Genomic DNA, 14,762 nt, shown 5'->3' on the forward strand with positions numbered 1-14,762 from the left:
GCCCGCTTTTACCACCCCACGCGCCATCCGTTGTCTGCGATGCGGAACTCATGACCTTCCTCAATGGCTCACCCGGCCCGAACCGAACGCTTAGCGACAGATAAAAAGAAACCCCCGCCATCGCTGGCGGGGGTTGGTCGTCTGGCAAGTTGGGCTGATGCCCGCTGCAAACTCTTAGCGGTTTTTCACCTTCTGGTGCAGCTCCTGCACCGAGTTGACATTGGCGGTGGCATCCACGCTGATGGCCATGCAGGTGGCAAACGCCTCGTTCATGGTGGTGGTATACGCCACCTTGTTCTGCAAGGCGGCGCGACGCAGCTGCTTGGAGTCCTGGATCGCCACCCGCCCTTCGGCGGTGTTGACGATGTAGGTGTACTCGCCATTCTTGATGCGGTCGAGAATGTGCGGGCGACCTTCGTGCACCTTGTTGACCAGGCGCGGGTTGATGCTCGCCTCACCCAGCGCGACGGCTGTGCCGTGAGTGGCATCCAGCTCGTAGCCCAGCTCCAGCAGCTTGGCAGCCAAGTCAACCACCTGCGCTTTGTCGCTGTGACGCACTGACAAGAGGGCACGACCCTCTTTCGGTACGGCGTGGTTGGCACCCAACTGCGCCTTGGCATAGGCCTCGGCAAAGCTGCTGCCCACTCCCATAACCTCACCGGTAGAGCGCATCTCCGGCCCCAGCAGCGGGTCAACTCCTGGGAACTTGGCGAACGGCAGTACTACTTCTTTCACCGAGTAGTAGGGCGGGATGATCTCTTTGGTGAAGCCCTGTTCTTGCAGCGACTGACCGGCCATCACACGAGCGGCAATCTTGGCCAGCGGGGCGCCGGTCGCCTTGGAGACGAACGGCACGGTACGGGCGGCACGCGGGTTCACCTCGATGAGGTAGATGTCATCGCCCTTGACCGCGAACTGCACGTTCATCAGGCCGATAACGCCGAGCTCCAGCGCCAGCTTGCGCACCTGCTCGCGGATCTCGTCCTGAATCTTCTTGGACAAGGTATAGGGAGGCAGGGAGCAACCGGAGTCACCGGAGTGGATACCGGCCTGCTCGATGTGCTCCATGATGCCGCCGATGACCACGTCGGTGCCGTCGCAGATGGCATCCACGTCCAGCTCGGTCGCATCGTCCAGGAAGCGGTCCAGCAGTACCGGCGATTCGTTGGAGACGCTTACCGCCTCGGCAAAGTAGCGACGCAGATCCTGCTCGTCATAGACGATTTCCATGGCCCGGCCACCCAATACGTAGGAGGGGCGAACCACCAGCGGGTAGGTGATACGCTCGGCCAGCAGCACGGCCTGCTCCAGCGCGGTGACGGTGCCGTTTTCCGGCTGCTTGAGGCCGAGGCGCTCGACGGCAGACTGGAAGCGCTCGCGGTCTTCGGCGCGGTCGATGGCATCCGGGCTGGTACCGATGATCGGCACACCGTTGGCTTCCAGTGCACGGGCCAGTTTCAGCGGGGTCTGGCCACCGTACTGAACGATGACGCCCTTGGGTTTTTCGATGCGCACGATTTCCAGCACATCTTCCAGGGTCACCGGCTCGAAGTAGAGACGATCCGAGGTGTCGTAATCGGTAGAGACGGTCTCCGGGTTACAGTTGACCATGATGGTCTCGTAACCGTCTTCTCGCAGGGCCAGCGCCGCGTGCACACAGCAGTAGTCGAACTCGATACCCTGACCGATACGGTTCGGGCCGCCGCCGATGATCATGATCTTGTCGCGGTTGCTCGGGGCCGCTTCGCACTCCTCGTCATAGCTGGAGTACATGTAGGCGGTGTTGGTGGCGAACTCGGCGGCGCAGGTATCTACCCGCTTGTAGACCGGGAAGATGTTGTGGCGGGCGCGCAGTTTGCGCACTTCCCCTTCGGCCACACCGAGGATCTTGGCCAGACGGGCATCGGCAAAGCCTTTGCGCTTGAGGGCACGCAGGAAGTCGGCATCGAGACCGGCCATGCCGCGCTCTTTCACCTCTTCTTCCAGCTTCACCAGGTCTTCAATCTGTACCAGGAACCAGGGGTCAATCTTGGTCAGCTTGAAGATGCCATCCATGGAGAGACCGGCGCGGAACGCATCGGCGATGTAGAAGATACGGTCGCTACCGGCGTCCTGCAGCTCGTGACGGATGCGGGTCAGGGAGTCCGGGGCATTGAGGTCAACCATGGGGTCGAAGCCGGTTTTGCCAGTTTCGAGGCTGCGCAGCGCCTTGTGCAGGGACTCCTGGAAGTTGCGGCCGATGGCCATCACTTCACCGACCGACTTCATCTGGGTCGTCAGACGGTCGTTGGCACCAGCGAATTTTTCGAAGTTGAAGCGCGGCACCTTGGTGACCACGTAGTCGATGGCCGGCTCGAAGGAGGCCGGAGTGCGACCGCCGGTGATATCGTTCATCAGCTCGTCGAGGGTGTAACCGATGGCGAGTTTGGCGGCGATCTTGGCGATGGGGAAACCGGTCGCCTTGGAAGCCAGCGCAGAGGAGCGCGACACCCGCGGGTTCATCTCGATGATGACCATGCGGCCATCTTTCGGGTTGATGCCGAACTGGACGTTGGAGCCGCCGGTTTCGACACCGATCTCGCGCAGCACCGCCATGGAGGCGTTACGCATCAGCTGGTACTCCTTGTCGGTCAGCGTCTGGGCTGGCGCGACCGTGATGGAGTCACCGGTGTGGATACCCATGGGGTCAAAGTTTTCGATGGCGCAGACGATGATGCAGTTGTCGTTGCGATCCCGCACCACTTCCATCTCGTACTCTTTCCAGCCGATCAGCGACTCGTCGATGAGCAGCTCTTTAGTCGGCGACAAGTCCAGACCGCGCTCGCAGATCTCGACGAACTCTTCGGTGTTGTAGGCGATGCCGCCACCCGAGCCGCCCATGGTAAAGGAGGGACGGATGATGCAGGGGAAGCCGACCATCTGCTGCACGCCCCACGCCTCTTCCATGTTGTGGGCGATGCCGGCACGCGGGCACTCGAGGCCAATGCTGCGCATCGCCTTGTCAAAGCGGGAGCGGTCTTCGGCCTTGTCGATGGCGTCGGCGGTGGCACCGATCATCTCGACACCGAACTCGGCCAGCACGCCATGCTTCTCCAGTGCCAGTGCGCAGTTGAGCGCAGTCTGGCCACCCATGGTGGGCAGGATGGCGTCCGGGCGCTCTTTCTTGATGATTTCGCGCACCACTTCCCAGGTGATGGGCTCGATGTAGGTGGCGTCTGCCATCTCCGGGTCGGTCATGATGGTGGCCGGGTTGGAGTTGACCAGAATGACGCGGTAGCCCTCCTCGCGCAGGGCTTTGCACGCCTGGGCGCCGGAGTAGTCAAATTCGCAGGCTTGGCCGATGACGATGGGGCCGGCGCCGAGGATCAGGATGCTCTGAAGGTCATTACGTTTTGGCATGAAACTCTTTCCTCTATTTCTTAGGCGCGATACTGCTTAATCAATTCAATAAAGTGGTCAAAAAGACCGGCACAGTCGTGCGGGCCCGGGCTCGCTTCGGGGTGCCCCTGGAAGCTGAAGGCCGGACGGTCGGTGCGATGGATACCTTGCAGGGAACCATCGAACAGGGAGACGTGGGTGGCGCGCAGGCAATCCGGCAGGCTGTTATCGTCTACCGCAAAGCCGTGGTTCTGAGCGGTGATCATGACGGTGTTGTCATCGAGGCTCTTCACCGGATGGTTGGCGCCGTGGTGGCCAAACTTCATCTTGACGGTCTTGGCACCGGAGGCCAGACCCAGCAGCTGGTGACCCAGACAGATGCCGAATACCGGCGTGTTGGTATTAAGGAAAGCCTTGATGGCCTCGATGGCGTAGTCGCACGGCTCGGGGTCGCCAGGGCCGTTGGAGAGGAAGATGCCATCCGGGTTCATTGCCAGTACCTCGGCGGCCGGGGTCTTGGCAGGCACCACGGTCAGGCGGCAGCCACGGTCAACCAGCATCCGCAGGATGTTGCGCTTGACGCCAAAGTCATAGGCTACCACGTGGTATTTCAGCTGGTCGGCATCCGGGGTGACATGCCCCTTGCCAAGCTGCCAGCTCCCTTCGGTCCAGTTGTACGCTTCACCAACCGTCACCTCTTTGGCCAGATCCATCCCCTTCAGACCAGGGAAGGCGCGGGCCTGTTCGAGAGCATAAGCTTCATCGACCTGTTTCCCGGCCAGAATGCAGCCAGCCTGAGCGCCTTTCTCGCGCAGGATGCGGGTCAGTTTGCGGGTGTCGATGTCGGCGATGCCAACGATGTTGTGAGACTTGAGGTATTCGGAGAGGGATTGCTGATTGCGGAAATTGGAGGCAAGTATCGGAAGGTCCCGGATGATCAATCCCTGAGCATGGATTTGACTGGACTCTTCATCTTCGCTGTTGGTGCCGGTGTTGCCTATATGGGGGTAAGTGAGGGTGACTATCTGACGGGAATAAGAGGGATCGGTGAGGATTTCCTGATAGCCCGTCATCGACGTATTGAAAACCACTTCACCAACGGAACATCCCTCGGCGCCTATCGACACGCCTTTGAACACAGTTCCATCTTCCAGCACTAGCAATGCAGTGTGATTCAAGACAACCTCCAGTTATTTAGCTTTAAATTCAGCAATTTACCTGGGTGTTGCGGGCTCGGTTCCGGTCTTGGACAGGACTCGAACCCGGCAGATTTCTGGCAAATTGGGCGCATTCTACTTAAAAAAAGTGGCATTTCAACGTCTTTTCTCAGATGAAATGCATCTAAATTCAATAAAAAAGCAATATTACCCATTATCTATGCACTCAGTCGCTTTGCAACCCCCTCCCGCGAAAGAAAAGGAAAAACCACCATCAAAAGATGCCGCCAAGCCAGCGATAACGACAAAAACAAACAAAAAAACCAATTAAAACAATGGCATTTATTTTTACACAAAAAACATTAATGACAAATTTAACGCTTTTACGATGACAAGAGTGAACGTGAAAAACGGAAAACGTTTTTCTGCGTTTGAATTTTTAGTCTTTTACAGTCCGTGTAAAAAAATGGCTTTATCCGCCATAAAGATGCTCAAATCTGTTACCTGGTGATGACATTCAGGAAGGGAAAATCTGGCGGATAACGCAATAGTGTAATTTATAAGGCATTCAGATAAAAATTGCAGGCAGCGCGTCTTTTTACACAAACTCTGGCTGACTAACAGCAAAAACCCCGGCAAGCCGGGGTTTTTCACTGGGGTAGCAGTAGTACGAAAGTGCCGCTCAGAGGCATCACTTGAGATTGAGCACATCCTGCATGTCATAAAGACCGGCCCCCTGCTGACCAAGCCACTTGCCCGCCCGCACAGCACCGTTGGCGAAGGTCAGGCGGCTGGAGGCCTTGTGGCTGATCTCCACCCGCTCGCCTATATCGGCAAACATGACGGTATGCTCCCCCACCAGATCGCCGGCGCGAATGGTGGCAAAGCCGATAGTGTTGCGATCCCGCTCGCCAGTGATCCCCTCGCGACCATAGACGGCGCACTCCTTGAGATCTCGGCCCAGCGTTTTGGCGACCACTTCCCCCATGGAGAGGGCAGTGCCGGATGGCGCATCCACCTTGTGGCGATGGTGGCCCTCGATGATCTCGATGTCGGTGTAATCCCCCATCACCTTGGCTGCCTGCTCCAGCAGCTTGAACACCAGGTTGACCCCGACCGAGTAGTTGGAGGCGAACACGATACCGATCTGCTTGCCCGCCTCTTTCAGGGCGGCCTTGCCTGCATCGTCAAAACCGGTGGTGCCAATCACCATCTGCTTGTGGTGGGCCAGCGCAAAAGCCAGATTGGCCAAGGTCACCTCGGGGCGGGTGAAGTCGATGATAAGATCAAACTCGTCACGCACCTTGTCCAGACTGTCACTGATGGCCACACCCAGATGGCCCAGCCCATTGAGCTCACCGGCATCGAGACCTATCACCGCCGAACCCGGCCGCTCCAGCGCAGCCCCGACCACTACGCCATCGGTGTTGGTGATGGCCTCCAGCAGCACCTTGCCCATACGACCATTACAGCCCATCACGGCCACACGGATCGGATTGTCCATCTCCACCCTCTCATCTCTTTTAATTATGGAAAGAGACCGTTTTACCAGCCCGCGCCGGGTTTGAAAAGCCATGATGCCACCACTCCTTGCTGCGCTCGCCAACGGCAGCGCACACTGGCTGGCCAAGAACTTCCTTTTGGTCACAGGCCGTTTTTCATCGTCTCACTCCATCATTTGGCAGACCGGGTGCCATCTGATAGGTTCGAACGAGTGAAATGCCAGCATAAGCAAAATCAGGGCAACGCCCGTGTCGATATCAAATGAGGTGCAAGGATGAGCGCTGTATTACTGTTTGCAGTGGGGTTGGTATCACTGACCTTGATCATGCTGGCCGCGGCTCTGCTGTTTGGCGGGCCGAACCCGGCACCGGCGATGGCCAGCATCAACGACCCTTTCAAGGGGAGTGACTGGAGCAATATGTCACCCCTCTCAAGATACCCGGCGCGTGACAGCACACAGTTGGCCTATCGGCACTATGGCGCAAAGGAGCACGCAGAGAACAACAAGGTCAAGGGCAGCGTGGTACTGGTTCACGGCTCTTCTGCCAGCAGTCAAAGCATGCACAAGATGGCGAGCGCCTTTTCGCAAGCGGGATACGACGCCTACGCCCTCGATATTCGCGGCCATGGCGCATCGGGCGACAAAGGCACCATTGCCTACATCGGTCAGCTTGAGGACGACCTGGACGATTTCATCAAGTCGGTGGCTCCCGGCAAGCCTGCAACTCTCGTCGGCTTCTCGTCAGGGGGTGGCTTTGTCCTGCGTGTTGCTGGCAGTGCGCGACAAACCCTGTTCGAGAGCTATCTGCTGCTCTCCCCCTATCTCGGCCCCACCGCCGCCAACTACCGGCCCAACAGCGGTGGCTGGGTGCGTGTCGGCTTGCCTCGCCTCATCGCCCTGAGCATCCTCAACGGTTTCCATATTTCCGCACTCAACCATCTGACCGTGCTGAACTTTGCCCTTAATGATGAAGCGAAATCCCTGCTGACCCCCTCCTACTCCTTCAACCTTGCCTCGAACTTCCAGCCGGAGCGCGACTATCAGCAGAATTTGCGCAATGTGAACGCCCCTGCGCCGTGATCGCGGGTGCAAATGACGAGGCCTTCCAAACTGATCAACTTGAACCTGAGTTAAGACGTCTCGGCATCTCCTGGCCTGTCACCCTGCTGCCCGGTATTGGCCACATTCCGCTGACGCTGGAACAGGATGCTCTCGCGACAGCCGTTCAGGCGGTGGATAAACTGACACAGTAACCACACAGCCTAGGTCTTGTGTCCACGCGTTCTGGAAATATCCGTACCATGCTCACGTAGAGATAGAGAGAGGTGCGGCTGACGTTTGGCAGCGGGAGAAATCCCCAAGATGGCATGCAGAGATCTTATCGTTTACCTCTTTCCTTTATTAAAGGCACGCGATACCCCCAGATACCCGCGGACTGCGCCAGAACGGCAATGAATAATAAACAGCGTTAACTTCTTTTTCCGAATATTCTCTGGATATCTCAATAACACCAGAATCATCAAATAAAAACACCTATCCATCTGGACGTCTATCTTGACCAAGCGAGGTTGACTCACTACTGTGGGCACCCCAATGCGGCAGGATGCCCGCCCTGTTTTCCCCCTATCCCTATCCGATACAGGTACAAAGCAGTTCATGACAGGAGGTCATTGTTCAATTTCAGAGGAACACATGATCCAGACTCAACCCAGTGCCAAGGCCTTGCTGCCACTTCTGGTTTTTCTCGCACTCTTTATCGGTACCGGTACCTGGCTGACCCTGCAGGGGGTCGAATTCGCCTTCTATCAGCTGCCCGCTCCGGTTGCTGCCCTGCCTGCGGTGATGCTGGCCCTGTTGCTTGGCAAAGAGAGCTTCAACAGCAATCTGGAGACCTTCTTCAAGGGGGTCGGCCACAGCAATATCATGGCGATGTGCCTTATCTATCTGCTGGCGGGCGCCTTTGCCAGCGTGGCCAAGGCCACCGGCGGGGTTGATGCCACCGTGGCGCTGGGTCTCTCCCTCATTCCCGGCTGGGCGCTGTTGCCCGGGCTGTTCCTCATCTCTGCTTTTATTGCTACCGCTATGGGCACCTCCATGGGCACCATAGGTGCCGTGGCGCCGGTCGCGCTGGGCGTGGCGCAGGCGGCCGGTATCGATCCGGTACTGATGGCGGGAACCATTCTCTCCGGCGCCATGTTTGGCGATAACCTCTCCATCATCTCCGACACCACCATTGCGGCCACCCGCAGTCAGGGGTGCGAGATGAAGGACAAGTTCCGCGAGAACTTCAAGATTGCAGCCCCTGCCGCCATCGCGGTGATCCTGCTCTATCTGACCCTGGGCTCAGTGGGTGAATCCCCTGCCAACGGCAGCGCTATCGAGCTGTTCAAGGTGATGCCTTATCTGCTGATCCTGGGGCTGGCGCTCGCCGGAGTGAATGTGTTTGTGGTGCTGGGGATCGGCATTCTGGCCGCTGGAGTGGTGGGCATGATCAACGGCTACGCCATCGGTCAGTTCAGCAAGGATATCTATCAGGGCTTTACCGGCATGCAGGAGATCTTCCTGCTCTCCATGCTGATCGGCGGTCTCGGCGCCCTGATGGAGCGTCAGGGTGGTCTGGCCTGGATCAGTGAGCGCATCAGCGCCCTGATTGCCCGTTTCACTCGCGACCACAATGGTGAACAGAACGAGAAAGCCGCCGAGCTCGGCATCGCCGGGGTAGTAAGCCTCACCAACCTCTGCACCGCCAACAACACGGTGGCTATTATCGTCGCCAGCAAGGTAGCCCGGGATCTGGCCGAACACCACGGTGTCACCCCGCGCCGCGCCGCCTCCATGCTCGATATTTTCTCCTGCGTGGTACAGGGTCTGATCCCCTGGGGCGCACAGGCGCTGCTGCTGGGATCCATCTTCGCCCTGTCGCCGTTGGCGGTGGTGAGCATGAGTTTCTACCCGATGGCACTCGCGGTAGCGGCACTCATTGCAGTGTTTGTGAAGCACCAGATGCGCGGCAAGGCTGACAAGTAACAGGATAACGTCCATGCGTTTCTACACAGGATTAGCGCTCGCGGTAGCGGCGCTGATTGCCGTGTTCGTGAAGCACCAGATGCGCGGCAAAGCTGACAAGTAACAGACCAGACGCTGACGCGCCGACATGCCGTCAACAGGGGCCACACCCTGGCCCTTGTTGACTCACTATCGGATCCGCCAGCATTTATCCCACCGTTCCGGGCATCAGCCGTCCGGGACGGGGTTTCCCTGCCCCCCTTAACGTCAAGAGTGAATGTGCTAAGGTAGAGCGCGTTCAAGCCATCGATGCGCAGCTATACCAGAGGTTCCCCATGCATGAGTCCCAACCCGAACGTCAATCCCTGCGCCAACTGGTTCGTCAACGCCGCAAAAATCTGAGTCCGGCCGAGCAGCAGGCGGCGGCCCAACAGCTGCTGGCCCAGTTCAAACAGCACCCCGAGATCCTCGCCGCCAAACGGATTGCCCTCTATCTGGCCAATGACGGGGAGATCAACCCCCTGCCCACCATCCACTGGCTGTGGGCCCAGCACAAAGAGGTCTACCTGCCGGTGCTCCACCCATTTACCCCGGGTCACCTGCTCTTTTTGCGCTATACCGCTACCAGTCCCATGGTGCGCAACCGCTACGGCATCGAAGAGCCGGAGCTGGATATCCTGCAGGTGGTGCCCCACAGCACGCTCGATCTTATCTGCACCCCGCTGGTCGCCTTCGATGCCCAAGGCAATCGCCTTGGCATGGGGGGCGGCTACTACGATCGCACTCTCGCCATCTGGCATGAGCACAAACTGGGCCCCAAGCCACTCGGTCTTGCCCACGACTGCCAGCAGGTAGATGCCGTCCCGCAAGAGGAGTGGGATGTGCCGCTGCCCCAGATCATCACCCCGAGCCACTGCTGGCGCTTTGAATAGGCTGTTTTTGGCCGGTAACCCCGGCTTTGTGCGCGCAAACGCAGAATAAACAGGCAAACGATTTACAAAGTCCCTCTTTTTGCCCCGGAACGTGAGCAACAAGGTCGCGACGGGGTACAGGGTTGGATATAATGCGCCCGCTTTTTTCTTAAGGAACGATCATGACTCAAGATGAAATGAAGAAGGCGGCCGGTTGGGCTGCGCTCAAGTATGTGGTTCCCGGCACCATCGTCGGGGTGGGCACCGGCTCTACCGTCAACCACTTTATCGACGCGCTGGCGACCATGAAGGACGAGATCAAGGGGGCGGTATCCAGCTCCGTGGCCTCTACCGAGCGCCTCAAGGGCTTCGGCATCACCGTATATGATCTCAACGAGATCGACGCCCTCTCCGTCTATGTGGATGGCGCCGACGAGATCAACGCAACCCGCGACATGATCAAGGGCGGTGGCGCAGCCCTGACCCGCGAGAAGATCGTTGCCGCCGTCGCTGACAAGTTCATCTGCATCATCGACAACACCAAGACCGTCGACGTGCTGGGCCAGTTCCCGCTGCCGGTGGAAGTGATCCCGATGGCCCGCGAATACGTGGCCCGCGAAATTCGCAAACTGGGTGGCAACCCGGTGTGGCGTGAAGGCGTGGTCACCGACAACGGCAACCACATTCTGGATGTGAAAGGCATGGCCATTACCGACGCCAAGGCGCTGGAAGTACGACTGAACGCCATTGTTGGTGTGGTCACCAACGGCCTGTTCGCCGCCCGCGGCGCCGATGTGGTCCTGATCGGTACGCCGGACGGCGTGATTACCCAGTAATCCCGACACCGGCAGCACAGTGCAGTGGTATTCTCCCTAGCCCGCCAACGCCACTCTGCCAGCCCTGACGCAGCAGCTGCGTTGATTGAGCTCCGGGATGGAATATGACCCAAACATTGCACTCTGAATAAATGACGGCGCCTGATGGCGCCGTTTTTATTTATCCCTCAACAAGTTGCATACGGATGTTTACAACATTCGTTGATAACTTCAAAGAATTTGACTTTCGTCACAAATATTCCCTCTCCCAAACGTTTTTGCTACTTTACGGTTTTCTTCGCACACCAAATCTGCACTTACGTTTGCACATACAGAGGGATCGTCATGACTGCCAAGTTTTCGTTGGACAAGGATAAAATCAAGGTTCTGCTGCTGGAGGGGGTTCACCCCAACACCGTAGAGACCTTTCGTGCCGCAGGTTACACCAGTGTGGAGTATCTCAAGACCTCGCTCTCCGAAGAGGAGCTGATCGAGCAGATCCGCGACGTCCATTTCATCGGGCTGCGCTCCCGCACCCAGATCACCGAGAAAGTCCTCGACGCCGCCAACAAGCTGGTCGCCATCGGCTGCTTCTGCATCGGTACCAACCAGGTCGAGCTGGAAGCGGCCCAGATCCGCGGTATTCCGGTCTTCAACGCACCCTTCTCCAACACCCGTTCGGTCGCCGAGCTGGTACTGGGCGAGATCCTGCTGCTGCTGCGCGGCATCCCCGAGAAAAACGCCAAGTGCCATCGCGGCGTGTGGGAAAAACTGGCCAACCGCTCGGTGGAAGCGCGCGGCAAGAAGCTCGGCATCATTGGCTACGGCCATATCGGCACCCAGCTTGGCATCATCGCCGAGAGCATCGGCATGAAGGTTTATTACTACGATATCGAGAACAAGCTCTCGCTGGGCAACGCCATCCAGGTGCCAAGCATGGTCGAGCTGCTCAATATGTCTGACGTCATCAGCCTGCACGTACCGGAGACCGCCTCCACCAAGAACATGATCGGTGCCGAGCAGCTGCGGATGATGAAACCGGGCGCCATCTTCATCAACGCCGCCCGCGGTACCGTGGTGGATATCGATGCGCTGGCTGACGTCATCAAGAGCGGCCATATTGCCGGCGCCGCCATCGACGTCTTCCCGGTCGAGCCCAAGTCCAATGACGAGGAGTTCCAAAGCCCGCTGCGTGGGCTGGAGAACGTCATCCTGACCCCGCACATCGGTGGCACCACCCATGAGGCGCAGGAGAACATCGGGCTGGAAGTGGCCAACAAGCTGGTCAAATACTCCGACAACGGCTCCACCCTCTCCGCCGTCAACTTCCCGGAAGTGTCGCTGCCGGGCCACAAGGGCTCCAGCCGCCTGCTGCACATTCACCGCAACCAGCCGGGCGTGATGAACCAGATCAACCAGATCTTCGCCGAAGAGGGGATCAACATCGCCGGTCAATACCTGCAGACCAGCAGCCATATCGGTTACGTGGTGATCGACGTGGAGACCGAGCACAGCGAGAAGGCGCTCGCCAAGCTCAAGGAGATCAACGGCACCATCCGTGCCCGCATCCTCCACTGATAGCCCCTTATCTGCGCAGCAAAAAGCCCGTCATGATGACGGGCTTTTTTATGAAGCAGAACCTAAAGGCAGCGTAGTGGCTTACCACCACCCCAACAGGTTGCGGCCCACCAGCGCACCCCATACCAGGGCGTTCAGGGCCAGCGCGATAAAGACGGCGGCAGAGCCCAAATCCTTGGCGCGGCCGGAGAGCTCATGATGCTCGGAGCCAACCCTGTCTACCACAGCTTCAATGGCGGAGTTGAGGATCTCGACGATCACCACCAGCCAGCTGATGACGATAAGCAGCAGGATCTGGTTGAGAGAATCCCCCAGCCAGAAGGCCAGCGGCATCAGCAACAGGATCAGCATCAGCTCCTGCCGAAACGCCGCCTCGTTAATCCAGGCTGACTTGAGCCCCTTCATGCTGTAACCGGTTGCGTTGATGATGCGGGTGACCCCGGTTGCCCCTGGCTTTGCCACGCTATCTACCTCATTTGGAATCGATTTTGGCCTCACATCCTATCAGAGCCCCCCAAGGTTTCAATCAGGGGACTTTTGCTTTATTTTATCTCTTTGCTTTTTCGCCCCTTGCGGCTGACACCACCCACTCGAGACTTGAGTTGTATGTCCATTCACACAGATGAATTGCGCACCCGTCGCCTGGAGTCACTGATCACTCCGAGCGAGCTTGCACACGCGTTTCCGATCACCGATACCATTGCCCAGAATCTGCTGGATGCCCGTCGCGAAGTGGAAGCCATTCTGGCCGGAGACGATCAGCGCCTGCTGGTCATTGTCGGCCCCTGCTCTATCCATGATCCCGCTGCTGCTCGCGAGTATGCCCAGCGCCTCAACGCCCTGCGCGAGCAGTATAAAGAGAGCCTCTGCATCGTGATGCGCACCTATTTCGAGAAGCCGCGCACCATCGTCGGCTGGAAAGGGCTGATCAACGATCCTCGCCTCGATGGCAGCTTCGACGTCAACGAAGGGCTGAAACTGGCGCGCAAACTGCTGGTCGACATCAACGAGATTGGCATGCCAACCGCCACCGAATTCCTCGATATGGTGACCGGCCAGTATATTGCCGACCTCATCACCTGGGGCGCCATCGGCGCACGTACCACCGAATCCCAGGTACACCGCGAGATGGCCTCCGCCCTCTCCTGCCCGGTCGGCTTCAAGAACGGCACCGACGGCAATACCCGCATCGCCATCGATGCGGTGCGCGCCGCCCGTCACAGCCACATCTTCTATTCGCCGGACAAGGACGGCAAGATGACCATCTACCGCACCGCCGGTAACCCCTTTGGTCATGTGATCCTGCGTGGCGGCCACCGCCCCAACTACGACACCGCCAGTGTCGATGAAGCCTGTGAAGCGTTGGCCGATGTGGGCCTGCCGGAGCGTCTGGTGGTCGATTTCAGCCACGGCAACAGCATGAAGGATCACCGTCGCCAGCTGCTGGTGGCGCAAGATATCTGCGATCAGCTGCGCCGCGGTCGTACCGGCATCGCCGGCATCATGGCAGAAAGCTTCCTGGTGGAAGGGCGGCAGGATGTGGAGAACGGCTGCGCCGCCACCTTTGGCCAGAGCATCACAGATGCCTGCCTGTCATGGAACGATACCGAAACCCTGCTGGCGATGCTGGCAGAGGCGTCGCAGGTGCGCCTGAGCAAGCAGGCTTGAACTGCGGATAAAACCAAAGGGGCCGGTATTTTTGATACCGGCCCCTTCTTCTTGCTGTCGGCCGATGACGCTTCGCTAATCGGCCCTACATGCGCCCTCTTTCCTGTACACCCTACTTACAAACTGGGCATAAACCACACGCGCCCCGCCGCTTCGATGCGGTCGGTGCGGATCTGGAATACCTGTGCCAGCAGCGCCTCATCCACCAGCTCGACACCCCCTTCGCGCACCACCGAGCCCTGTTGCAGGCAGAGAATGCGGTCGGCCCAGTCGATGGCCAGATTGATATCGTGGATGGCGAGCACCACCAGCAAGCCTTGCCCGGCCAGGGTTTTCAGCAAGCGCAATAGCGCCAGCTGGTGATGCAGGTCGAGCCCCGCCAGCGGCTCGTCCAGCAGCAGCACCTTGCTGGTCGGATTGAGGCCCGGCCACACCTGCAGCAGGGTGCGGGCAATCAGCACTCGCTGCTGTTCACCGCCCGACAACCGGCTGAAATCACGAGCCAGCAAAACTTCCAGCTCCAATGCCTCGCACAGAGCATTTATCGCCTTGTTTTGTCTGGCGGGCGCAACCGTCTCATCGAGCCCGAGGCTCAACACCTGAAACACCGGAATATGAAACAGCTGGGGCTGACGTTGGGGCAACATGGCGCGCTGTTTGGCAAGCTCTGGCCAACTCATGTCAGTAAGCACTTCCCCCCCCAGCAGCACTGTGCCATCGGGGGGTAAAATCCCCGCCAGCGCCC

11 protein-coding genes are annotated in these 14,762 nt (G+C 58.7%); 6 read left to right on the forward strand and 5 right to left on the reverse strand.

The window, feature by feature from the left end; translation table 11 throughout:
• Window positions 1-174: 174 nt before the first annotated feature.
• The 3 genes from carB to dapB all read right to left on the reverse strand — a co-directional run bounded on the left by carB (window position 175) and on the right by dapB (window position 6,039).
• Complete coding sequence (gene carB / locus AACS18_RS08260) at window positions 175-3,399, reverse strand: carbamoyl-phosphate synthase large subunit (protein WP_005337626.1); 3,225 nt, start codon at window positions 3,397-3,399, stop codon at window positions 175-177.
• A 20-nt stretch (window positions 3,400-3,419) separates the two neighbouring features.
• Window positions 3,420-4,556: a glutamine-hydrolyzing carbamoyl-phosphate synthase small subunit gene (gene carA / locus AACS18_RS08265; protein WP_108612165.1), complete on the reverse strand. Its 1,137-nt coding sequence runs from the start codon at window positions 4,554-4,556 to the stop codon at window positions 3,420-3,422.
• Between the two features lie 670 nt (window positions 4,557-5,226).
• On the reverse strand, window positions 5,227-6,039 hold the full coding sequence (gene dapB, locus AACS18_RS08270) for a 4-hydroxy-tetrahydrodipicolinate reductase (RefSeq protein ID WP_005347132.1): 813 nt from the start codon (window positions 6,037-6,039) through the stop codon (window positions 5,227-5,229).
• 273 nt (window positions 6,040-6,312) lie between these two features.
• Here dapB and AACS18_RS08275 point away from each other — a divergent pair, with 273 nt between their 5' ends.
• From AACS18_RS08275 to serA, 5 genes are all read left to right on the forward strand, one after another.
• Window positions 6,313-7,119 carry an alpha/beta hydrolase gene (locus tag AACS18_RS08275; RefSeq protein ID WP_258228681.1) on the forward strand — a complete coding sequence of 269 codons (807 nt, stop codon included), beginning with the start codon at window positions 6,313-6,315 and terminating at the stop codon, window positions 7,117-7,119.
• Between the two features lie 612 nt (window positions 7,120-7,731).
• Entirely contained in the window at window positions 7,732-9,066 is a 1,335-nt protein-coding gene (locus AACS18_RS08280) for a Na+/H+ antiporter NhaC family protein (RefSeq protein ID WP_108612166.1), read from the forward strand.
• Window positions 9,067-9,380: 314 nt separating this feature from the next.
• Entirely contained in the window at window positions 9,381-9,977 is a 597-nt protein-coding gene (locus AACS18_RS08285) for a 5-formyltetrahydrofolate cyclo-ligase (protein ID WP_108612167.1), read from the forward strand.
• A 161-nt stretch (window positions 9,978-10,138) separates the two neighbouring features.
• Window positions 10,139-10,792 (forward strand): ribose-5-phosphate isomerase RpiA, encoded by a 654-nt coding sequence (rpiA, locus tag AACS18_RS08290; RefSeq protein ID WP_005353106.1) that lies wholly within the window; start codon window positions 10,139-10,141, stop codon window positions 10,790-10,792.
• 324 nt (window positions 10,793-11,116) lie between these two features.
• Window positions 11,117-12,349: a phosphoglycerate dehydrogenase gene (serA, locus tag AACS18_RS08295; RefSeq protein WP_005337639.1), complete on the forward strand. Its 1,233-nt coding sequence runs from the start codon at window positions 11,117-11,119 to the stop codon at window positions 12,347-12,349.
• A gap of 81 nt (window positions 12,350-12,430) precedes the next feature.
• On the opposite strand, the gene AACS18_RS08300 is transcribed toward serA, so the two are convergent.
• Window positions 12,431-12,811, reverse strand: a complete 381-nt coding sequence (locus tag AACS18_RS08300) for a diacylglycerol kinase (RefSeq protein WP_005337641.1) — start codon at window positions 12,809-12,811, stop codon at window positions 12,431-12,433.
• A gap of 144 nt (window positions 12,812-12,955) precedes the next feature.
• Between AACS18_RS08300 and AACS18_RS08305 the strand changes: the two genes are divergently transcribed.
• On the forward strand, window positions 12,956-14,017 hold the full coding sequence (locus AACS18_RS08305) for a 3-deoxy-7-phosphoheptulonate synthase (RefSeq protein WP_108612168.1): 1,062 nt from the start codon (window positions 12,956-12,958) through the stop codon (window positions 14,015-14,017).
• 116 nt (window positions 14,018-14,133) lie between these two features.
• On the opposite strand, the gene AACS18_RS08310 is transcribed toward AACS18_RS08305, so the two are convergent.
• Window positions 14,134-14,762: ATP-binding cassette domain-containing protein (locus tag AACS18_RS08310; RefSeq protein ID WP_258228683.1), on the reverse strand; the 629-nt coding region annotated here is incomplete at its 5' end.

The organism is Aeromonas sp. HMWF015, assembly GCF_963878965.1.
Taxonomy (GTDB): Bacteria; Pseudomonadota; Gammaproteobacteria; order Enterobacterales; family Aeromonadaceae; genus Aeromonas; species Aeromonas veronii.